General features: G+C 39.2%; 20 protein-coding genes and 4 pseudogenes. 9 read left to right on the plus strand and 15 right to left on the minus strand.

The genetic code is table 11. The features are described from left to right. Positions 1–28 precede the first annotated feature (28 nt). From ANSO36C_RS13295 to ANSO36C_RS13310, 4 genes and pseudogenes are all read right to left on the minus strand, one after another. Positions 29–365, minus strand: a pseudogene (locus ANSO36C_RS13295) (hypothetical protein). A 288-nt stretch (positions 366–653) separates the two neighbouring features. Continuing rightward, a pseudogene (locus ANSO36C_RS13300) lies at positions 654–966 on the minus strand (hypothetical protein). Between the two features lie 2 nt (positions 967–968). After that, positions 969–1,250, minus strand: coding sequence for a hypothetical protein (locus ANSO36C_RS13305; RefSeq protein ID WP_174710804.1), 282 nt, complete (start codon positions 1,248–1,250; stop codon positions 969–971). A gap of 44 nt (positions 1,251–1,294) precedes the next feature. Beyond that, positions 1,295–1,717 carry a hypothetical protein gene (locus ANSO36C_RS13310; RefSeq protein WP_251959915.1) on the minus strand — a complete coding sequence of 141 codons (423 nt, stop codon included), beginning with the start codon at positions 1,715–1,717 and terminating at the stop codon, positions 1,295–1,297. 994 nt (positions 1,718–2,711) lie between these two features. On the opposite strand from ANSO36C_RS13310, the gene cysK reads away from it, so the two are divergent. The 4 genes from cysK to ANSO36C_RS13330 all read left to right on the plus strand — a co-directional run bounded on the left by cysK (position 2,712) and on the right by ANSO36C_RS13330 (position 6,516). Continuing rightward, positions 2,712–3,671, plus strand: a complete 960-nt coding sequence (gene cysK, locus ANSO36C_RS13315) for a cysteine synthase A (protein WP_251959916.1) — start codon at positions 2,712–2,714, stop codon at positions 3,669–3,671. A 575-nt stretch (positions 3,672–4,246) separates the two neighbouring features. Beyond that, on the plus strand, positions 4,247–4,426 hold the full coding sequence (locus ANSO36C_RS13320; protein ID WP_251959917.1) for a hypothetical protein: 180 nt from the start codon (positions 4,247–4,249) through the stop codon (positions 4,424–4,426). Further along, on the plus strand, positions 4,423–5,439 hold the full coding sequence (locus ANSO36C_RS13325; protein ID WP_251959918.1) for a vanadium-dependent haloperoxidase: 1,017 nt from the start codon (positions 4,423–4,425) through the stop codon (positions 5,437–5,439). The genes ANSO36C_RS13320 and ANSO36C_RS13325 overlap by 4 nt, the downstream gene beginning before the upstream one ends. Positions 5,440–5,622: 183 nt before the next feature. Next, the gene (locus tag ANSO36C_RS13330; RefSeq protein WP_251959919.1) at positions 5,623–6,516 is read left to right on the plus strand and encodes a hypothetical protein; all 894 of its coding nucleotides are present in this window, start codon (positions 5,623–5,625) and stop codon (positions 6,514–6,516) included. A gap of 162 nt (positions 6,517–6,678) precedes the next feature. On the opposite strand, the gene ANSO36C_RS13335 is transcribed toward ANSO36C_RS13330, so the two are convergent. The 4 genes and pseudogenes from ANSO36C_RS13335 to ANSO36C_RS13350 all read right to left on the minus strand — a co-directional run bounded on the left by ANSO36C_RS13335 (position 6,679) and on the right by ANSO36C_RS13350 (position 9,303). Further along, entirely contained in the window at positions 6,679–7,149 is a 471-nt protein-coding gene (locus ANSO36C_RS13335) for an ArsC/Spx/MgsR family protein (protein ID WP_251959920.1), read from the minus strand. Positions 7,150–7,205: 56 nt separating this feature from the next. Next, positions 7,206–7,816, minus strand: a pseudogene (locus ANSO36C_RS13340) (cupin). A gap of 298 nt (positions 7,817–8,114) precedes the next feature. Further along, complete coding sequence (locus ANSO36C_RS13345; RefSeq protein WP_251959921.1) at positions 8,115–8,600, minus strand: hypothetical protein; 486 nt, start codon at positions 8,598–8,600, stop codon at positions 8,115–8,117. 103 nt (positions 8,601–8,703) lie between these two features. Continuing rightward, positions 8,704–9,303: a cytochrome c oxidase subunit 3 gene (locus ANSO36C_RS13350; protein WP_251959922.1), complete on the minus strand. Its 600-nt coding sequence runs from the start codon at positions 9,301–9,303 to the stop codon at positions 8,704–8,706. 294 nt (positions 9,304–9,597) lie between these two features. Here ANSO36C_RS13350 and ANSO36C_RS13355 point away from each other — a divergent pair, with 294 nt between their 5' ends. Beyond that, positions 9,598–9,804, plus strand: coding sequence for a hypothetical protein (locus ANSO36C_RS13355; RefSeq protein WP_251959923.1), 207 nt, complete (start codon positions 9,598–9,600; stop codon positions 9,802–9,804). Between the two features lie 52 nt (positions 9,805–9,856). Here ANSO36C_RS13355 and ctaD read toward each other — a convergent pair whose 3' ends face one another. From ctaD to fdxB, 3 genes are all read right to left on the minus strand, one after another. Then, positions 9,857–11,536, minus strand: a complete 1,680-nt coding sequence (ctaD, locus tag ANSO36C_RS13360; protein ID WP_251959924.1) for a cytochrome c oxidase subunit I — start codon at positions 11,534–11,536, stop codon at positions 9,857–9,859. A 111-nt stretch (positions 11,537–11,647) separates the two neighbouring features. Next, the gene (locus ANSO36C_RS13365) at positions 11,648–12,634 is read right to left on the minus strand and encodes a cytochrome c oxidase subunit II (RefSeq protein ID WP_251959925.1); all 987 of its coding nucleotides are present in this window, start codon (positions 12,632–12,634) and stop codon (positions 11,648–11,650) included. A 506-nt stretch (positions 12,635–13,140) separates the two neighbouring features. After that, entirely contained in the window at positions 13,141–13,434 is a 294-nt protein-coding gene (gene fdxB / locus ANSO36C_RS13370) for a ferredoxin III, nif-specific (protein ID WP_251959926.1), read from the minus strand. A gap of 432 nt (positions 13,435–13,866) precedes the next feature. Between fdxB and ANSO36C_RS13375 the strand changes: the two genes are divergently transcribed. Together ANSO36C_RS13375 and ANSO36C_RS13380 are read left to right on the plus strand one after the other, a co-directional pair. After that, on the plus strand, positions 13,867–14,010 hold the full coding sequence (locus ANSO36C_RS13375) for a hypothetical protein (protein WP_251959927.1): 144 nt from the start codon (positions 13,867–13,869) through the stop codon (positions 14,008–14,010). Positions 14,011–14,342: 332 nt separating this feature from the next. Beyond that, positions 14,343–15,937 (plus strand): annotated as a pseudogene (locus ANSO36C_RS13380) (helix-turn-helix domain-containing protein). Between the two features lie 189 nt (positions 15,938–16,126). Here the strand turns inward: ANSO36C_RS13380 and ANSO36C_RS13385 are convergent. Continuing rightward, a complete protein-coding gene (locus ANSO36C_RS13385) occupies positions 16,127–17,104 on the minus strand; it encodes a sucrase ferredoxin (protein ID WP_251959928.1) in 978 nt (325 codons plus the stop codon). 1,037 nt (positions 17,105–18,141) lie between these two features. On the opposite strand from ANSO36C_RS13385, the gene ANSO36C_RS13390 reads away from it, so the two are divergent. Both ANSO36C_RS13390 and ANSO36C_RS13395 read left to right on the plus strand, forming a co-directional pair. Beyond that, a complete protein-coding gene (locus tag ANSO36C_RS13390; protein ID WP_251959929.1) occupies positions 18,142–18,288 on the plus strand; it encodes a ubiquitin family protein in 147 nt (48 codons plus the stop codon). Positions 18,289–18,317: 29 nt separating this feature from the next. Then, on the plus strand, positions 18,318–18,665 hold the full coding sequence (locus ANSO36C_RS13395) for a Mut7-C ubiquitin/RNAse domain-containing protein (protein WP_251959930.1): 348 nt from the start codon (positions 18,318–18,320) through the stop codon (positions 18,663–18,665). An 11-nt stretch (positions 18,666–18,676) separates the two neighbouring features. Here the strand turns inward: ANSO36C_RS13395 and ANSO36C_RS13400 are convergent, their stop codons facing one another. From ANSO36C_RS13400 to ANSO36C_RS13410, 3 genes are all read right to left on the minus strand, one after another. Further along, positions 18,677–18,907: a hypothetical protein gene (locus tag ANSO36C_RS13400; RefSeq protein ID WP_251959931.1), complete on the minus strand. Its 231-nt coding sequence runs from the start codon at positions 18,905–18,907 to the stop codon at positions 18,677–18,679. 240 nt (positions 18,908–19,147) lie between these two features. Further along, complete coding sequence (locus tag ANSO36C_RS13405) at positions 19,148–19,672, minus strand: HEPN domain-containing protein (protein WP_251959932.1); 525 nt, start codon at positions 19,670–19,672, stop codon at positions 19,148–19,150. Positions 19,673–19,678: 6 nt separating this feature from the next. Next, positions 19,679–20,659: a DUF262 domain-containing protein gene (locus ANSO36C_RS13410; RefSeq protein ID WP_251959933.1), complete on the minus strand. Its 981-nt coding sequence runs from the start codon at positions 20,657–20,659 to the stop codon at positions 19,679–19,681. Between the last annotated feature and the right edge of the window lie 194 nt (positions 20,660–20,853).

Below are 20,853 nucleotides of genomic sequence, written 5' to 3' on the forward strand. Positions count from 1 at the left end.
TACTCCTCTCCATTCATGCGATCAAAAACTAATTTGCAACCCACTGCAACTCCAACCATAGACGTGGGTTATTATGTTTGACCTTCGACATCGGATCGCGCAATAATCGTTTGGCATTCATGCAGACTACTTGGACTAAACCCATATTGTCTGCAACTTCTCTGAGAATTTCTTTGTGGGCTTGCACACAGGAAATCATTTCGGCAGAGCAATAAATTCCTATATATTGCAAGCGTCTCGCAGGTCGTCCCCAAAAACAGGTGATGACTTTCACATAACACCCATCTAGTAATTCCCCAACTTTTGGGTGAGTAGTGGTTGAGGACTCTGGTGAATTCTTTGGCTAAGATATCTTCAGCAATCATTGGAACTGATATTTCTGTAGCGTCCATCACGCTATTTAATATAACATAATTTTATCAATTAAAGATGACAAAACGCCTTATCATGTTTAAATAAAATATTAAATATTACAGAAAAAAGAGGTACACCTATTTGGTATCACCTCCGGTTTGCGTAAAGCATCTTTATATTGAATGAAGTATCAAAGTAGCCTTGCTGCAAAAACTTTGATATCAAAAATCATGAATTCAAATAAAATGTACTTTGTTGATGACATTTTATTTGAATTATAGATATTAAATTTTTAATCATTATCGAGCATTACGTTCACAAACTAATACCTCTGCTATGATATCCGGTACATTTCCAAAATCTGTAAATCCTTCAGAACCACGAATTGGTGATATAAATGTATAGTTTGGATCGCAAGCTCCAGTGTCATATACTTGGATAAACCATCTATCGGGAAATCCTTCTACACCTAGCTCCACAGTGTACCAACTCTCACCAATCAGACGAGAGTTAAGCGATTGTGAACCACTCTCGATTCTCTTCTGAAATATTCCAATCTGCCATTAGCAGTTCTAAAGCAATTTGTCCTGCATCTGTTGAAGTCAACAACATTTTTACTCCTTATTTGCGACTTCAGTATTTTCAACTTCCGTATTCGGAACTTCTGGGTATAAACCCAATTCTTTAGCTAGTTCACGCGCCACAAAAAATAAAAATTTAGCGCCATCTTGATTGCCTTCATGGGCAAACATAGTTGCTACTTGTAACATTGTTTCTACGAAACCAGAATCAATTAATTCTGGCTTAGATTCTAAAACTTCTGGTTCCTGACCATTAGGGCATTTGAGCAATTCATCAATCAGGTTAAAATACAATTGCTGGCGTTGTTCTGACATGGTGTTTTGTTTTGGTTGATTTTAGTGAGTTAATTGAGAATTGGTTACTGTTCTATACTTTGCTGCCACAGTCTTTCCAACATTTCAACTTGTTCTTTTAAAACAGCCGCACGATGTACAAGATATCTGTCATAAAAGAGAATACCGAACCCAACACAAATAGGGGTTAACAAGAAGAACCATTGCAAAATCGTGGCAAATTTATATTTTTCAGCAACAGTCAGCATTTGATGAACCACATTACGATCAGAGGATTGGATGCTAGTCTGAGGGGAATGTGTAACCTCTGTCTGGGAAGCCAAAGTGGGAGCATTTTTAGTAGTCTTGTTAACTTCGTAGGCTAAATTCTGGGATTTTACTAAGTCCAGATGTCGCTCCCAAATTATGCCAAATACTACTAATCCTGGAGAAAGCATTGTTAGAGTAATTACACAAACTGTAAGGAGATTTAAAACTTTTGCTTTCATCTTGGCTCTCCCTTGCTAGGTAGTATGCACCCAGTAAGAAAATATCCTTTGCTGTTTATCTCAAACAGTTTTGATATTAAAATATGTGTAAACGGTAATTTTCACAATTGTTAGCTGTCAGTTGGTTTTCTAATTATCACTGACTACTGACAACTGAAAAGTTAGTAACATTTTCGCAAAACGTAGGATTATTCAATCAGAAAGAACACACTTAGATTCTGGAATGTGGTTTCATCTTGCTCTCAAAAGGGAGATTAAGAAGTCCCCCCTAGTTCACTCAGCTTTCGCTCAGGAATGTTGGGGGGTAGAGGGGAATCTCTGCGTAAATCCTATACGATTTATATCAGTCCCTCTCCACAAAACAGTTTACCCCAGCCCTGTTAAGATTATTAAATTCATTAGAATAGTACTCAACGGCTGTAATCCTCGTCTGATAAGTATTATAAAAAAATATTGGGGTATGGGTGCTAGTGTTTTTGAGATGGGGTGCTAGTGTTTTTGAAGTGGGGTTCTGGTGTTTTTGTACTCAACCTAAAACCAATGTAGGTAAAGCTTAGAACTATTTTTAATGCAATTTTTAGTGGACAAAATCTGCACTCAAAAGTAAATATCGATGTCTCCTGATAAAGATAAACTAATAAATTCAGAAAATCCATTAAATATTTTGAAATTAAGTTATATCTCCCTAACAAATAGAAAATTATGATGAAAATTATTCATATATACAGAATTATAAAAATTGATCTTAGCCTAAGAAACAATAGTCAGCAATTCCAAATGGTAAAATAAAAGAATGGCAAGCTAAACATCTGCTGAAGTGAGAATCAATGAGAGCCTCTGATAAAAGTTCTTCCTAAACTTTCAGATTTTGTGGTTTAGTTAGAATACATAGTATATGCACTCATTGGCACTAAACTGCAAATTAAATACACAAAAGCTTCTTGTTATAAGTAAATACTCTGTACTAAGATTTAGAATTTATAGGAGTTAAATAATGCGGATTGCTCAAGATATAACAGAACTGATCGGACGAACTCCTTTAGTTCAACTAAACAAGATTCCTCAAGCTGAGGGAGTAGTAGCAAGGATAGTTGTCAAATTAGAAGGGATGAACCCAGCAGCCTCGGTGAAAGACCGTATTGGGTTAAGTATGGTACTTTCAGCAGAAGCAGCTGGGTCAATTACCCCAGGAAAGACTATTTTAGTTGAGCCTACTTCCGGTAATACAGGAATTGCTCTAGCAATGGTAGCAGCAGCGCGTGGCTACCGTTTAATTTTGACAATGCCGGAGACGATGAGCCAAGAACGACGCGCTATGCTGAGAGCTTATGGCGCGTCTTTAGAGTTGACACCAGGCGCGGAAGGAATGCGCGGAGCGATTCGCAAAGCCGAAGAAATTGTGGCTAATACTCCTGATGCTTTTATGCTGCAACAGTTCCGCAACCCTGCCAATCCTAAAGTTCACCAGGAAACTACCGCCGAAGAAATTTGGACAGATACAGATGGAGAAGTGGATATCGTCATTGCTGGCGTAGGTACTGGTGGGACGATTACCGGGATTGCAGAGGTCATTAAAAGCCGCAAGCCGACTTTTAAAGCGATCGCAGTTGAACCCAGCAATAGCCCAGTTCTCTCCGGTGGTGAAGCCGGGCCACATAAGATTCAAGGTATTGGGGCCGGATTTATCCCCGATGTTCTCCGCCTAGAATTAGTTGATGAAGTAATTAGAGTCAGCGATGAACAAGCGATCGCTTTTGGGCGACGTTTGGCAAAAGAAGAAGGCTTATTATCTGGGATATCCTCTGGTGCGGCTTTGTGCGCTGCTATTCAAGTAGGTAAACGTCCAGAAAATGCCGGGCGGTTAATTGTAATGATTCAGCCTTCCTTTGGTGAACGTTACCTCAGCACACCCATGTTTCAAGACTTGTCTTTAGAAACTGCTGGCGTCCGTTAAAAAGTTAGGAGCCAGAAGATTTGTGACTTCTGGCTCCTAAACTATATTTACCATATTATGTAAGTTTTGATACTTAACTTAACAGTAAAGTCAAGTATATACTTTAACGCTATCTTTGGGCGATCGTTATTCAAATCGCAATAAAATTTCACAAAATGATGATAATTTAATCTACCTTAAGATAGATTTTAAAAAATCACGGTAACAAATATGCTGTTACTATCAACATTTTGTGTTCCTGATTAATCGTTCCTGATAGATCATTTGTAAAGTAAATCTTAAGTGCTCAACTGATATATATTTTTCAGTTCTGTTTAGGTTAGTGTATCCAACAAAGTTAAATAAATGTTGTATTTTGCTTTGTGATAGTCAAAGTCATCTTTATGGTGGTAAACCATTTAGCCGCCTGGCTTCCTAGACTAGATACGCTTAATAATTACCTTACAAGTAGTCAAAGTGATCTTTGTTGAGAGCGATCTTTTTAGATTATTCTCCAGTATTTTGTAGAACACATTTAGTATTTAATACTACTAACAATAATGAGAAATTCATTCTTTCTTAAGAGTGCATCTGCTATGTCTCTGCTTGTTTTTACAGCCATTCCAGCAGTTCATGCTCAGGTTCCCAATCAGCCAGATAATGTACGCTTCAACCCTAAAGATACTTTCACGAATCCCCAGTTTCCAACAATCCTAGACGATTCGCAGATTGTTGCTCCTACTGCCCCCAACTGGGTGATCCCCCAGAATCCGTGAGAAGATTTGACAGGTTTATCCTTCCTCCACCGCCCTCTAATACCTCTGCCCAAACCGCAGATGAACTAAGGGAATTGAACCAATTGGCAGCTACTCGTACCAATCCTAATACGATTAAAGTTATTAGTCGTTGGAACTTTGACCCACCTGCTTCAAGCTACAACGACTATTTTGACCATTTAGCTCAACTTTATAAATACAGTCCACCCTTGGTAGCGCGTTGTAGCGCCATGCTGAACGAAGGTATCTATGCTGGTCTTCTATCGGCGTGGTACAACAAATTCATGTACTTACGTCCCCGCCCGGATCAAGTAACTAATTATGCTTTTCGAGCGGATAATCCAAGTCTACCTACACCTTATCATCCAGCTTACCCCTCTGGTCACTCCACCTCCGCCGGTGTCTTTATGGCTGTGGGGGCGGCATGTTTTCCTGAAGAACCAGTGGAAAACTTCGTTGCCTTGGGTAGAGAATCCTCCCTTGCCCGGAGACAAGGAGGTGTACACTACTACTCTGATTCAGTAGCTGGTGAAGCGTTGGGGTATACCGTTGGCAGTGCAGTGGTAAGGGGTTATAGAGACGACGGTTCTCCACTTGGTGGCAATACTGCTGCTTCTGTATATAGTCGTCCACCGTCGTTTAATTCTAACGGTACGCCGACTACTAGCATCGCGCTAAAGACAAAAGCCACCATTACTGTTGGGCCACAACTGAGTTCAGATCCAGGTAGGCCTGGCAAGCAGAGGATCATCTTAGTACCCATCAGGCAAAACGGACAGTTTTCAAATGCTCCTGTTGTGAAGAATCCACCCGATCCACTGTTCAATATTCCAGCAGCTAGTACAACACAACTTGGCCCCGTTGCACCAACAACTATCAATCCTAGTGGAACAGAAAGGAACGCTCCAGCGAGTTTCTCCGATCCAGACCCAGCCGCTGGTACGGGTAATGTAAATAATCTTGCCCCTGTAGCTCCATTAAATGAGGTAGATTCCGCTCCCTCAAACAAATAAGCTTGCCAAAGCATTGGTTTAGAAGTCTTTCAAAATTAGCTGTTGTGTATTTAACTTATATACACAACAGCTTAAATCTGCTTTATTCATTTGGCGTAATTAAACTTTGAGTCAACGCCCCTTGTTAATTAACAATATGGCGGTGCTTATCCCAATAAACTACAGCTTTATTCAATTACTATCATGCAATTACAAGAAATCATCCCAGTGAAATTGCGCTTTGACTTATGTGTTGTGGCATTAAGTCTCACAGCTACCGCTACACCCTTAATGGCTCAAACTCCCGCCCCTGGACACAATCAAGTTCACACTGAGTCTCAAGGTAATAATAAACCGTCCTTTTTGCCGAAAATCCTTTCTGATATTAAGATTGAGCGTCAATCGCTTAAATCTAGTCTGTTATACGAAGGTATGACTCAAGCTGAAGTGGTAAAGGTGATGGGAAAACCAACTGATGTCAAGGTGTTTTCCAATTTAGATATGCATATTGAAATTCTGAATTATCGCCAAGAGCCAGTTATCACTAAAGTCTCAATGATTGATGGTTATCTGTCAGGCATTGCTTGCGAAGTCAAAACCATAACTACTAACGATATTCCTCCTTTTGCTCAGGGCATTAAAATTGGGATGAGTCGTCAAGAGTTGCTGAAATCGATGGGCGAGCCTTTCTCTGAGCAACGCAATGACATTTCTATTTACAAGCTTGAGCGACTCGCTTATGTAAAAGATGGTCAACTACCAGTAAATGTAATTCTCACAGATGGTCGGGTGGAGGCTATGAATGTCGGATTGGAAACTCCAGCCAAAATTACACAAATCATATTACCGGCAGAACCAGCCATGCCAAAAAGTGGGGCTGTCTATCAACGTATCCGAATCGGGATGAACCCGCAACAGGTGATATCGCTTTATGGTCAGCCTACTTTTGTACAACCTTCAGTGTTTAAGCAACAGAAGGTTGTAGACTTTGTGTACGCTACCCTAAATACGGATGCTTCCACTAGATTTACATTTATCGACGACGTGCTGACACGTTTTTCTTTTATTCCCCAAGCAAATTTATATCGTTCTAAGTAGTAGTCTAATTGTTCGTAGTTGGCGCTTTAGCGCTAAAGCGCAAACTACGAACCGATGAAATTAATCCTGCTGCCTTAGAGCGCGTAACTTTGTATGTTGGGACTTGAGAGCATTGCTGCATCTCAAACCCAAGAATTCAGGTTTTAATGCAAAAATCCTGTACTAATGCTTACAGCCACCTTCTTTATGGTGTTTATGCCCATGATCGTGACCGTGAGAACAGCCTTGCAAATTCTCCTTCATAAGCTTGTCGCTGATTTCTTGCAAGGATTCATCCACAGCTTGTAAGCCAATCCAAGCATCAATCTTTTGTACATCAAACCCTACCTCGCGTTGTTCGCCTACTTCTAACAAAGGACGGCGAATTAGCAGTGGTTCTTTCAGCATCAGCGCCAAAGCGGTTTGTTCATCCACTTTTTCAGGAACCACCTCACCAGATTTTACCTTGGGAGCGGAAGGATTGAACCATTCGACTACGGGGCGATCGCCAAAAAATGAACGCAACCGTTCAGCTGTCCAAGCTTCTTTTAGTAGGTTCTGTGGTATCACCTCATGACCGGCAGCTGTTAGCAAAACTTTTTGCTTAACACCACCTTTACAGCCTGGTTTGCTATAGAAAATTACCTTTGCCATTCAACTATCTCCTAATTACTTTTTAGCGCTAAAGCGCCAACTACGAACCGAGGAAATTAAAAATTCCTCGCTTTATGGCTAACTAAGTCAAACTCAAACCTCTCATTTGGATCGGTTTCGCCATAAATATTAAAAGTCACAGTTGGTTCATCACCCACTGCTTCTACACTGTGAATTGCATCGGGAGTAAAGCTAATAATGTCTCCTGGGAAGAGAGTTACCTCTCCCGTTTCTTCAATCTTGTCCTGAAATTCTGGGCTATTAGTGCGTCGCCAAAAAGTATTTTTTTCCTGGCCTTTTAACACCGCCACTATTCCCCACGTTCCATGATTATGAATGTTTGAACGGGTTCCCGGTGCAAATGTTACTGTTTGCACTGTTAACGGCAAACCCAATTCATCATATAGGAGTAAAACAGAGCTTCCCGTTTTGGTGAAGGTTCTAAGTTTTGAATTTGCACCCAGTAGGAATTTACAATCAAGCGCCTTACGAGCATCCGAATTTCTGGCAGACAATTAGTTTCATCATCTGCATTATTGAGAACATCTTCGACCTCGGTTAAAAACCGATAAAGACGATAATTTTCTCTCAATAAATCCCATGCTCTTACAGATTTACAGGCTTGATGCTGACCGTCCCCCGTTAGCAGCCAATCCCTACCTTTCATAACTTTTAAATTGATAGTGGCGAAGATTGGATCACAATGATCGGTGAGACATTAGGGATATTACCTACAGGAAGCTTAGTAGGTATGTTAATAGGAGGGATGATAGAGTTACTATCGGTACTTGCTCCTAATAGGGAATAGGATTTGGTAGATAACCAATTGTTCATGATTTTTGACAAAAAGGGCATTGGGCATTGGGCATTAGGAATTGGGAATTGGGAATTGGGAATTGGGAATTGGGTTATCCTCCTCATCTCCCTCATCCCCCTCATCTCCCTTATCTCCCCGCTCTTTCTTATTAATCGTCTTCTTCTGCCGGGCGTGTCAAAATATCCAGGAGAATTCCAGCACCAAAATCATTCTTTTCGTCTATCTGTTTGACTCTGGTGCTGATTTCTTTCGCTTGCTCAATTTCTCCCAAATTTGCTAGCACTAATCCAGAAGCAGCATAAGCATATAAGTACAATCGAATTTGTGGGTCTTCTTTGCGATTGACTAATATAGGCTTAAGTTGCTCCCAGTCATCAGGTAAGTTTTCTAGTTCTTTAATTTTATCTAATAATTTGACTGTTGTTTGTAATGCAAGAGAATAATTATTCTTATAATAGAAAAATCTATATGCTGCTACTAAGACATCTGTATTATCACCAGTTTGGGCTAAAGCTTGTTGAATATATTTTTCCGATTCTGATGTGTTCTCCCAATTTTGTGCAGCTAAAATTAAGAGATTTTTAACGTCATCTGGAACCTCGAACCATGAGAATTTGTTTGTATTAGCTTGCATAATTGGAAATGGGGAGTGGGGAATAGGGAATAGGGAATGGGGAATGGGGAATGGGGAATTGAGGGAAGAATTAATAACCAATGCCCAATGCCCCATGCCCAATTTAAAACAAAGTAAGAACGTACACCAAGGTGAATAAAACAATCCAAATAATGTCTACGAAGTGCCAGTAAATTTCTGTCATTTCGATGAAAGTATGATTGGTTGCAGAATATTCACCAGGGAGACGCGATCGCCACAATGCACGTAATATCAATAACAGTCCGATAAAAACGTGCAAACCGTGGAACCCAGTCATGATATAAAAGCAGTTGGCAAAGACGTTGGTAGTCAAACCGTACCCCAATGTTGAGTACTCATAAACTTGACCAGCCAAGAAAATTGCCCCCATGATTGCAGTAATGGCATACCACAGTTGCATTCCCTTGAGGTTATTCTTTTTAATCGCCTTATCACCGAAGTGAATCACGAAACTACTAGACACCAGAATAATGGTGTTAATCGTCGGTACAAGTAGTTCTACTTCACTCCCTTCTGGAGGCCAAACGGGTGTAATACCTCGAAAAAACAAGAAAGTTGCAAAAAATCCCCCAAACATCAGGGATTCAGAGGCGAGGAATGTCAACAGTCCCCAAACTCTTAAATCTGGATGTTCTTCGTGTCCTGCGCTGTGATCTTCACTTGTGGTTGTAGCTATAGTCATAGATTTTTTGACAATACAATCTACTTTGTCTGTGATGGAAGCTTAAATAAAGAATGAAGCCTGAATCAGCAAAATTTCCATTCTTTATCCAAAATCCTTGTTTAACTTATACCAATTCACGAAAATACTGATACATATAGATTTCTCGTAAGGGCATGGCATTGCCATGCCCCTACCAACGTATTTGTATCGTCATGAAAGTGAAATGGTATTAACTCTTCATTTGTTCAAGAATTCTCAAAATTCCGAGTTTCGAGTTCTGAAGCTGAAGTTCCGAGTTCTGAAGCTGAAGTTTTGAGTTCCGAAGCTGAAGTTCCGAGTTCTGAGGCTGAAGTTTCGAGTTCTGAGGCTGAAGTTTCGAGTTCCAAGCTTGAAGTTCCGAGTTCCAAGCTTGAAGTTCCGAGTTCTGAGGCTGAAGTTTCGAGTTCCGAAGCTGAAGTTCCGAGTTATAAGCTTGAAGTTTCGAGTTCTGAGGCTGAAGTTTCGAGTTCTCAAATGTAATGACTAGAAGTTTCAGTGACTTTGAGTGCGATCGCAATACTCACTCTACTACCTAAGCACTAGCTTCCGGCGTTGCAGATGGCTGTACTTCATTGCTATGACCATGCCCGTAGTCATAAGGGCCATGAGTCACAACCGGCAACACTTCCCAGTTTTCAATTGCAGGTGGTGAGCTAGTTGTCCATTCTAAAGTCAAAGCTTGCCAAGGATTATCACCAGCCAAAGGCCCTTTCAACCAACTGTAAATCATGTTGATGGCGAAAGGAATTACCGATATCCCCAAAACAATTGAACCGAAGGTACAAATTTGATTGAGGTCGATAAATTGAGGGTCATACATTGCCACTCGTCTTGGCATTCCTTTTAAACCCAACTCGTGCATGGGTAAAAAAGTGAGATTCGTGCCGATGAAAGTAAGGGCAAAATGAATCCGTCCTAAGCTTTCATTCAACATTCGTCCGGTCATTTTGGGGAACCAGTGATAAATACCCGCGTAAATGCCAAACACGGAACCGCCAAACAGAACGTAATGGAAATGTCCGACAACATAATATGTGTCGTGGACGTGAACATCAAAGGGTGCTGTTCCCATTGTCACACCACTTAAGCCGCCCATGACAAACATGGACAACAAGCCAATGGCGAAAAGCATCGCACCTGTAAAGCGGATCTTACCACCCCAGAGGGTAGCAACCCAAGCAAAAATTTTCACGCCAGTGGGAACTGCAACTATAAGAGTGGAGATGGTGAAGAACATCCGCATCCAGCCGGGTGTGCCACTGGTGAACATGTGGTGTACCCAAACGAACAAACCCACAACGCAGATGGCTACACTAGAATAAGCGATCGCTTTATAACCAAAAATTGGCTTGCGGGCGTGGACTGGAATCACCTCCGACATGATGCCGAAGATGGGCAGAATCATTAAATATACTGCTGGGTGAGAATAAAACCAGAATAAGTGTTGATAAATTACAACGTTACCGCCTGCATCTGGTTTAAAGAAGGATGTACCAAAGTTGAGGTCAAACAACAGCAGAACTAAACCGGCTGCTAATACAGGTGTGGAAAGCAAGGCTAGAATAGAGGTTGCCAAGATTGCCCAGCAAAACAGGGGTACTTGATCCCATTTCATGCTCGGAACCTTCATCATCAAAATGGTGATTACGAAGTTCAGTGAACCCAAAATTGAGGAAGTTCCCACCAAGACGATCGCAAGTATCCACATAGTTTGAGCGATTGGCGCTGTCACCAAACTCAAAGGTGGGTAAGCTGTCCAACCAGATTGCGAACCGCCAAAAATGAAACTACCTAATATGAGTAATCCGGCTGGTGGGTTTAACCAAAAGGCGATCGCGTTTAGCTTCGGAAACGCCATATCCCTAGCACCAACCATCAACGGCACTAAATAGTTGCCAAATCCGCCAATAGCGCTAGGGACAATCCACAGGAAGATCATAATCGTCCCGTGATTGGTCATGAAAGCGTTATACAGATTGGGGTCGAGTACGTCTGCATCTGGTGTTGCTAATTCCACCCGCAGAGCGATCGCCATCAGTCCGCCGATGAGATAGAAGAAAAACGCCGTCACCAAGTATTGAATACCAATAACCTTGTGGTCAACATTAAAAGTAAAATAATCTTGCCATTTCCACGCCTTCGGATGGGAAGCGTGGCCAGCCACCATTTCCGGTTTCTTTCCTTCTGGTGGAGTAAATTCTACCTGCGTCATATTTTTGTCCTTTGTCGTTTGTCATAAGTCATTTGTCTTTTGTCTTTTTGTCGTTTGTCATTTGTCCGTTGTCATTTGAATGACTAATGACCAATGACCAATGACCAATGACTAATGACTCATGACTACTGACTCTAGAGTTGCTGCACTGATTCCCATATCATGGGTGTGGGGCGCGAGAAACTCTGATGTTGATAAGTCGGCTGGATTAATTGCAACAACTTGATTGAGGTTTTGCTGTTGAGCAATCTGGTTTTCTGTCCGCCAGTTCTCATAAGCTTCCGGTGTGTGGACAATTACCTCTGTCCGCATTGAGCCGTGATAACCACCGCACAACTCAGCACAAACTACGGGATATGTACCTGGCTTGGTGGCAACAAATCTTAGTTCGGTAGGGATACCGGGAAGTGCATCTTGTTTCAAGCGGAAGTTTGGAACCCAAAATGAATGAATTACATCTTCTGCTGAAAGGTTAAGTTGGACATCAGCACCGACGGGTATGTGCAATTCCCCAGAAGTAATGCCACTATCGGGGTAATTAAATATCCAGGCATACTGTATGCCTTTGACATCAACAACTAAATCGGCTGGTTTGTTTAGGGTTTGAGGAGACGCGCCAATCCCAATTGTCGGGGCAATTGATGGTGTAGCTGTTGTTTCAGTATCGCTGAGTGTAGCTGCAAGAGCAGTTCCCGGCATACTAGCAACATGAGAGACTGAATGAGGATGACCGGCAGGCTCAAAACCGCCCATTTGGTTAAAAACATCTACACTGTAGATGCCCAAACCGAGGACAATCACTGTTGGAATTGCTGTCCAGAAGATTTCTAAGGGAACGTTACCTTCTATTGGTAAACCATCGGTATCATCACCGCGACGGCGACGAAACTTAACCAAAAAAATCAGAATAGTTCCTTCTACCACCAAGAAGAGTGCGATCGCAATGGTAAACATGACGTTAAAAAAACCGTCTACCAAAGGCGCTTGTAGCGATGCCTGCATCGGCATGAGAGTGTGGTTTTGACCGATCCAAATGCTAATTGCTGTAACTACTATCCCAGCAACCAGAGTCCATAGTGAAACAGGAACTTGTTGCATACATGCTACCTGCTTTGTAAACAGTCTTTAAAGATGTGATTTTCTGGGAATAGGGAATAGGGCATTGGGCATTGGGAATTGGGCATTGGGAATTCTTATCTATTCCCCATTCCCCATTCCCCATTCTCTATTTCCTTTTCACTTATTAACTTTCTAACGTGCAGCCATTAAAAATGGGGGAAAATTCCAGATTTTTTCCATATCTTTCCCCCAAAAAAATACAAATTATATTTCAACTCATACCACAAAGTTAGCCCCCCGCTTTCAAAAAAGCTAGTTGTTCCAAGAGGGCACTGTTGACCTAATATTGATTAGGCTATATTAGCAGCAAGTTTAATTTTGTTAATAGCTAACATCTTACGATTTACGGATTTGTTTACTGTGAACTCTTTATTAGTTACAGTAATACTTAGTATTCCCCTCAAGTTACCTTGCCTAGCGCATTTTCGCTTTTTACAAACAGTGCCTCCTTGAATTAACAACAATTTGAACTAACTCTAAAAGCTCTAATTACTTACTTCAACATGAGTGTAGCAATTCTTCGGGCAAATCCGTGAACACGCTTCACAACCAATACAGTTTTCTGGAGAAGTAACTGCCATTACTTTCCGTTCAATTTCTTCATCGTCTTCGTCTTCTACAAATTCGCCTTCTTCATTGAGTGCCTTCAAACCTAGCACATTGTACCCGCAGACTTTAACACATCTGCCACAGCCGATACATTTATCTTTGTCAATTTCTTGAGCGAATTTTGGTGTCCAAGCTTTACCGCCAAATGTCAAACCTGTTAGCTGTGCCATGAATAATCCTTCGGCAATTTTGCCTTTTAATCTGTTTGTGCATTAATCATCATATTATCCTAATCCTTTATTCGTTTATATTCAAAAATTACTTTTTAGTCATCAAACTTCGATGACTTTGAACACAAAATTACATTGTTTTTGATTTTAAATTATAGATAAAGTTTATTGATAATAATTGTCTATTTGTCGGGGGCTAAAGTAGCTACTTCCTGCTGTGTATGGAGAATTATTATTTCCACCAGATACAAACATCTCTATAAGAGTGATGATATTCTTTTTCAAATATTTTTTCTATTAGTTAGATAAATATATCTAAACAGTAGTAATTGATACAAGAATAAATGTTTATAAGTTACATTTTTATATATGCAATATGTATTTTAAAAGCCAACAAATTTTGATTTTCCTTTAATTAATATATTTAGATAAATGATGACAGAAGAGATTATTGTTTTACATAAAGAAAGTAAAGTTAATTATGAAGGAACTGTAAACTTGGTAGCAGAATATTATCATGCATTAAATATTAAAATCATTAATAAATCAGATGAAAACCAATTACAACAGGCTTAAATGTTTTTTAAAAGCACTTTGTGGTTAAAGTTAAAATGTTCATTGAGGTAGACTTTCAATAAACCTTAAGATTTTTGTTAAGCTCGACACGAACAAATTAATCATTATTTTTATGAAATGTATAGTTAATAAATAAGTTTTATTTGGTTCGGTTTTAAAGCCTTAAAAAGCTTCCAATTGGATGCGAAAAATATGGATGTGGGGAGTAAGCGTGGTGAGAAAAGATTATTCTCACCAGAAAGATAATGTGTTAGCGAGTCATGAATAAACAGGACTCATCCAGGGCAGACCTGAGCCAGACATCTCAACGATTAGAGTGGGAAAAGAGCCTTATGCCTTATACAATTCCTAACAACAGTTGCGTTGGATGTGACAACTGCCGCCCCCAATGTCCTACCGGTGCAATCAGAATAGAGGACAATGAATACTGGATTGATCCTGGTCTTTGTAATAATTGTGAGGGCTATTATTCAGAACCGCAATGTGTAATAGCTTGTCCAACTAATTCTCCGATTCCTTGGCAATCGAAAAAGGGGAGATGCAAAATAGAACCGAGAGATGCTAGCAGTTTAGACTTATTTTCTAACGGCAAGAATAATCCATTTGCTTCTGCGATCGCAATTTGGGAAGCGTGTAATGTACTAGGGCAACGCACATCGCTACATTGGGAAACCGACGAAGACGGCTACATTAGTTACAGCCGACAAGTAAATCAAGGTAAGGGTGCGATCGCATTTCACATCCAAGATCCATTTAAAGTTAACGACAAAGCCACAGATATAGCAGCAATTGAGGCGCTTGATATCAGAGCCGCTTGCATACATCTGATTTTGCAGCTTACGCTACAGCCTTAGATCAACCTTGGGAACAAGAATTTGCGATCGATGAGCGCCAAATCGAGAAATATTTGGGCATGGAGAAACGCAAAGACTTAAGCAAAGCTGCCAAGCTAGCTTTAATGAAAAATCTTGTCCAGCAAGCTTGCTCCCTGATTATCTCCATTGATTGGCCGCAACAAGGTCGAATTAACGGATTCTCTGTTACAAATAGCCGCTTATGGCACTTAATAGATATTCAGCACCACTTTCAAGAAGACAATCTTGGATGCAAATATCTGATTGGGCTAACTTTTAAAGTCAAAGCAGGTGTATGGGCGCAATATTTCTTAAACAAACAAGCATGTAAAGAGCGAACCGCATTCTATCAATACGGTAGTCTCCCTAAAACACTACTAACCACAGTTATGAGCATTTGGCAGCAACATGAAGGCGCAGTCCGACTAATGCTGTGGTTGCTATTTAAAACCAAAATGGGCAAAGAACAACGCATTACTATTCCTACCTTGCTGCGTATTGCTTACGGTGAAGAAAAAGTCGCCCTTGCATCCAGACAACGAGAAGAACGCAAACGTCTGTTGCGAACCTTTGAAAGCGACTTAGAAATTCTCAATCACTATGGAATGAAACCACTTTTCGATCCAGTTACTTACCCACCAGAAATTCAACCTTTGTGGGCGAAATTAATCGATCTTCCCGAAGATCCAGATGAAGCATTAGAATTTTGGACTAACGACGGTGGTTCTGAAACTCGCCTCACAGATACAGGCCCCCGTGGTAAGTGGAATCTCTTAATGAATGCACGGATTTTAGCTTTTGAACTCCCACCAGAATGGGAACAACAAATCTCAGAATCGGAAAAGAAGCAACGGCGAACTGCTAAAGCCAAAAGGAAACCCAAAGCTACAAACGATTTACTAGGTGAACAGATTTTGCAAGCGCGAAAAAATTTGAATCTCTCCCAAAGAGAATTAGCAAAACTCACAGGTAAAAGCCAAAGCTGGATTCGAGATATTGAAAATGGTCGGTTAAAAGCCAAATTAGAAGACCAAGTACTGTTACGAAAAGTCTTAAATATGACTTCTTCTTGATTCGGAATTTAAACGCAGAGGAAAACGCAAAGGTACGCAGATATTTTGTTACAAGTTTGTGCAGCATTATACTAAATAAAGTAAGACTCCGCGTACCTCTGCGCTTCCCTTTGCGTGACGGCAGTCGCTACAACGGGGGGAACCCCCGCAACGCGCTGCCTCCCCTTTGCGTTTAAAAACTCTCCTCTTTTAAGTACTATAACTCATCACCTTGCTAGAACTAACCCAAAGACTACTTACAGCATATTTAGTAACTACCAACTCTCGTGTAGCATTGCATGAACTCTTCAGTTGTTGAGTCTTAGTTTCATCTCTCACAAGTTTAGCCTGGTAAGTATAGAGAGAACCAGAAGGTTGTTCAAAACTTAGCTCACCCAGAATAGTATTATTATCTAAACTTTGCTCCAAAATTTTGCCTGCAACTTTGTAATTAAACCAATCCCATCCATTACAAAGCATTAGTTCTCTTTCCAAAACCTGAAGTGTAGCAGGCAGAATTCCCCAGCCTCGATAGACTTTATTTAAGCATTGAATATCACCAGTACGAGCCAAAATTGATCTAAATGAATCTATATCTATACGACCGTAATATCTTCCTTCTGGCAAGTCTATAATTGTTGGTGCAAAACGATGTCCGCCAAAATGCGATGATTTCCAAATTCGCACATTATCCAAGCACAAATCAGCCTTTTTCGCTGTAACATTGAAGTAAAAAGGAGCGCCATATCTCGCGCAACACTTATCATGGCTACCGTGGGTACAAACTAAAATATCTCTAGTTGTACTAGTTTCTACCTCAGAATTAGAACTGATACCCCATATCCATTTTTCAACAACTGCTGCTACTTGCTCAATATTTTCTAGCTTAAACTCTTGCTTGTGATATCCATTACTTAGCCCCTCTTGTTTTTGATAAATCAGAAGCGTGGTCTGATTTACTTTGTGTGATAAATCATTAGCAATTAAAAGAAATCTAATTGGTAGTTTAGTACGCTTTACTTCCTCTACTAAAATCCTCAAATTCTGAGGCACCCATTTGGAATTAAGGGCTTCTGATGTCCAAGGTAAAGGACATTCAACTAAAATATAAGTTTGATAATTGGTGGCGCTACCAATAACATCTTCTCCTACTTGCCGTGAATCGTCAGAACAAAAAAAAGTATTCATCTCGCTGTACTCATTAGCGTATTTTATGGACAAAAGGTATTACCAAATACATTTGTGTTCTTCACTACAATATCCTTGGCTAAAGGAGATAAAAAAGAACAATATTCATTTCCCTATTAAAACTAGGTAGCCACTTTATAACATCATTAATGATCGAGGTCTTTCCGGTTAATAAATTCTCCACAATAAAGATAAACAGTGTCAAGATAGATTTTTCCGTATGAGCGACGTTAATTTTGTATCTAGTTTTATTGTTATTTGGTATTTTATAAATTTTCACTTGCTGAAACTCGGTTTTTATGAACTTGCTTTCTTGAGTAAAATCAAATAAATTCAATCTTCTACATAGACGCGAACCTACTTGGAAAGTTACCAAGGATTAACTTGCTGACAATATAAATGTAGCCAATACTACAACTAAAAATATAGCTGGCAATAAGATACTTGTTTAAAGTTTTGCTAAAGTTATTTATATAGTTAGTTAGTAGCAATCCTGTTTTTACATATAAAAATCTAGTTTGTTGTCTTTCTTTTGAAGAAGATATTCCTAAAGAGGGATGCGGAATCAGCCAATATAAGTTTAAGACGTTTCTCCCCTATCTGCTTTTAATAATCTATAAATTCATACATATTGCGAATAATTCTCAATTAAATTGGAAAAATAAAAACAACCCAATTAGGGGTAAATGCTTTAGTGATCCATATTTCATGCACGATAAGTTAATGTTGAAAACTAATGACCAATTATTAACAGTGTCACTGAAATCAACATTGACAAACTTGTTATTTACCTTCTTACCTAATTTAACTTCCTGAAGCTTATGTCAGAGTTTGATGATAGGCATCTAATTTGACTGTAACTGAACTCAATAATAAATGCAAGTATTTGATAATCTTTATAGTTTCAATTAAGGTAAATGGGCATTTTATAGTAGATATACCTCACTTTTACAAGTATTGATTTTTTCAATACAATAGATAGAGTTTTGCAATTGTGACAAATTGTTGCCAGTAGGGTAATTCAAATATCTGTGGCTATGGCGATCGCATATTTTCACTTCCGTGCAGAATTGAATCATTTTTTACCACGGCATCACAAACAGGTAAGAATATCTCATGTGTTTGAGGAAAAAGCCTTTATTAAGCAATACGCTTGGGTTAAGGAAAATTGTAGGTTGGGTTAAGCAAAGCGCAACCCAACAAAGCCCCGAAAATGTTGGGTTTCGTTCCTCAAACGCCACGTGCTACAAGTCGGCATAGCCGCCCAACGCAGTGGCTCCCCAACCTACACATTTCAAGGTTTTTGGCGCTAACCCAAGCGTATTGCTCTATTAAGGACATGATTGAGTCGTTAGGTGTCCCTCATCCCGAAGTAGATAAGCAATCCATTATTGAACAAGTGGGATGCCTACGGCGGCAAGCTACGCACATTGAGCAATTCCAGCGTTGCCAAGACTGCGTAGTTTACCGCCGTAGGTATCGCATTTATTGGAAAGGTTCACACTATGAACGGTTACAACAATTTATTGACGAAGTGCTGGACTCAATAACAGGTAAGTAAGTCAATAATTATCAATCCAATTGCAAGCTGCTTGCACCGGGAACGTTAGCAAAATCGCCAACATTTTCTGGGCTTTCCTCCTGGCGATTAAAAGCATTCTTAATGGGATCATCCTCGATCTGTCCGCTAACTTCTTCCTGCTCAAGGGGAGCTGCTTCTTTATCCTGATCGAGATTGATAGAGCGAGGAGGTTCTTTGGCGTGAGACAAATCAATAATTGGGTGTTGTTGCTCGGAACTCATGAGTTTCTAAAGAATAATGTGGTTTTCTCTAGTGTTAAATGTATCTTGAGCGCAAACATCTTTCCTGAGAAAGATACTATCTTGTGTGATGGTATAAGAAAAGATGGGTGAATGACATCATTAATAGAACTTACATATTGACAAAAAACAATAAATGCAAAGAAAAGTGCAGAAAAAAACAGGCGGTCGGCTGCTGATGATAGATTTGCCCCTGCTCAAGACTAAATACATTGCTAAAATTTAGGAATTATCGAAATTATCAGACAGCCATTTCACAAATATCATAGCCTCTTGATATAAGTCATATACCTCTTTAGCTGTCTTATCAATTGTATAGTTTGCAAAGTTCTGATGAACTAGACAGTTCCTCATATTACCTAACTCTAAAAAAGCTTTGAGCGCAATATCCAATTTGGGCTCTTTTTTTATTTTTTGTACTAATTGATTTTTAAAGTCCTCCCCAAACAATGCAAAAAATTTATTTGCGTTTTTACCATCCCATTCAAAGTAAGTATGATATTGTCTTTCAATTACCTTCCGTTTAACTAAAGAAGTTATACACTTATCATTGCTAGTCTTACGCTCAACAAAAGCCTGAACTATTTTACAAATCTCTTCCTCAAAAAAGCTTGCTGATGATAACAACAGAGATTTTTTAAAAGTTGCATCAAATTGACTAGCAAAAGATATTTCTTTTTGTTGGTTAAGATATTCTAGTAATTCTAAGTTATCTTTATATATGCGATCAACAATAGTCTCTCCCATTTGATCTCAAGATAATGTTTGCTCACATAAAATACTCATTGCCCTTTCTAGCCTTTTTTTGACATTTTCTTTACTTGTTGTTTGAGATTGGATAGCTGTTATAAATTCTCCATCATTTTTCAGCGATTCAAGCTTTTCAGGATTTATCTTTCTTTCTACTAAGCGTTGTTCTTTAAATGCACTGCTACATTGAGCAAAAAACACAGCCTCAAACATAGATATATTAAATTTCTTCGTTGTCTTTAGATAAAAAGCTTTTTCAGGTAAATTTGAACAGGTTAGTAAGAAAGAGTTAAATAAAGTTTCAAGATAATTTATTTGTTCTTTACTTACTCTCTTACATTTTCGGGAAAAGTCATTAAGAAACTTAACCATTGAAGATTGATATCCTTCCCATTCCATTAATATTGCAAATCCTCTCAACAGGGTTTCAATATCTTTCATATTCAAGTCTGGTTCATTCACACCAATGATTTTACGCCACTCTGGAAGAGTATTTAGTTTATATAGCATTGTGTAAAAGTCCGAATAGTAAAGGCTCATTCGTATTTCTTGAGGCTTCAAATTGATACCACCAGAATTAAGCCTATTAAATATTTCGTATATACATGAGTCATCATTTTCAGGAAAGTTTTGTTTAATAAAAACATTCCTAATAGTTCTTAAATCAAATGCAAATTTATATTCAGAAAGTGTAGAATAATTGAGTTTATTTAATTTATTTGGTTGTTGAGGTGTATTTACAGGTAACTGTAGATTGAAACTCGTAAAATATTCATCATCATTAAGAACATTGTTAGGTATTTTCCCATTTTCTTCAAAAACTCTCCTTAGAAAATTCCTTTTATCTTTTTTCGGAAATCTTTGTTTTATAAAATAAAAAATGGACATGAGCCTCTGCTGTCCATCTATTACAAGAAAACTATTTCTTGACTCTTCATAGAGGAATATTTGTGGAATAGGTAAACCAATAATAATCGATTTCAATTAACTTTGAGGCTCGTTTTATATCCCATACATAGTTCCTCTGAAAGGCTGGTATCTTAATTGCACCAGACTCCATAAAGTCATACATTGTTCGAGTATTAAAATCATTAGGAGATGTTGTTATCTCATACTCATTTATAGTGTATGATTCCTCGTCTTGGGAGTCATCAGAAGATTCAAACCAGTTTAACGTA

It is taken from the genome of Nostoc cf. commune SO-36 (genome assembly GCF_023734775.1).
Classification (GTDB): Bacteria; Cyanobacteriota; Cyanobacteriia; order Cyanobacteriales; family Nostocaceae; genus Nostoc; species Nostoc commune_A.

What these genes read in the sequence shown, in the direction of transcription:
- ANSO36C_RS13335 (WP_251959920.1), bottom strand. Translation starts at nt 7,149, where the DNA reads ATGGCAAAGGTAATTTTCTATAGCAAACCAGGCTGTAAAGGTGGTGTT.
- ANSO36C_RS13395 (WP_251959930.1), top strand. Translation starts at nt 18,318, where the DNA reads ATGTTGGGTTTCGTTCCTCAAACGCCACGTGCTACAAGTCGGCATAGC.
- ctaD (WP_251959924.1), bottom strand. Translation starts at nt 11,536, where the DNA reads ATGACGCAGGTAGAATTTACTCCACCAGAAGGAAAGAAACCGGAAATG.
- ANSO36C_RS13350 (WP_251959922.1), bottom strand. Translation starts at nt 9,303, where the DNA reads ATGACTATAGCTACAACCACAAGTGAAGATCACAGCGCAGGACACGAA.
- ANSO36C_RS13320 (WP_251959917.1), top strand. Translation starts at nt 4,247, where the DNA reads ATGTCTCTGCTTGTTTTTACAGCCATTCCAGCAGTTCATGCTCAGGTT.
- ANSO36C_RS13330 (WP_251959919.1), top strand. Translation starts at nt 5,623, where the DNA reads ATGCAATTACAAGAAATCATCCCAGTGAAATTGCGCTTTGACTTATGT.
- ANSO36C_RS13305 (WP_174710804.1), bottom strand. Translation starts at nt 1,250, where the DNA reads ATGTCAGAACAACGCCAGCAATTGTATTTTAACCTGATTGATGAATTG.
- ANSO36C_RS13310 (WP_251959915.1), bottom strand. Translation starts at nt 1,717, where the DNA reads ATGAAAGCAAAAGTTTTAAATCTCCTTACAGTTTGTGTAATTACTCTA.
- ANSO36C_RS13390 (WP_251959929.1), top strand. Translation starts at nt 18,142, where the DNA reads ATGGCGATCGCATATTTTCACTTCCGTGCAGAATTGAATCATTTTTTA.
- ANSO36C_RS13400 (WP_251959931.1), bottom strand. Translation starts at nt 18,907, where the DNA reads ATGAGTTCCGAGCAACAACACCCAATTATTGATTTGTCTCACGCCAAA.
- cysK (WP_251959916.1), top strand. Translation starts at nt 2,712, where the DNA reads ATGCGGATTGCTCAAGATATAACAGAACTGATCGGACGAACTCCTTTA.
- ANSO36C_RS13405 (WP_251959932.1), bottom strand. Translation starts at nt 19,672, where the DNA reads ATGGGAGAGACTATTGTTGATCGCATATATAAAGATAACTTAGAATTA.
- fdxB (WP_251959926.1), bottom strand. Translation starts at nt 13,434, where the DNA reads ATGGCACAGCTAACAGGTTTGACATTTGGCGGTAAAGCTTGGACACCA.
- ANSO36C_RS13375 (WP_251959927.1), top strand. Translation starts at nt 13,867, where the DNA reads ATGATGACAGAAGAGATTATTGTTTTACATAAAGAAAGTAAAGTTAAT.
- ANSO36C_RS13365 (WP_251959925.1), bottom strand. Translation starts at nt 12,634, where the DNA reads ATGCAACAAGTTCCTGTTTCACTATGGACTCTGGTTGCTGGGATAGTA.
- ANSO36C_RS13385 (WP_251959928.1), bottom strand. Translation starts at nt 17,104, where the DNA reads ATGAATACTTTTTTTTGTTCTGACGATTCACGGCAAGTAGGAGAAGAT.
- ANSO36C_RS13345 (WP_251959921.1), bottom strand. Translation starts at nt 8,600, where the DNA reads ATGCAAGCTAATACAAACAAATTCTCATGGTTCGAGGTTCCAGATGAC.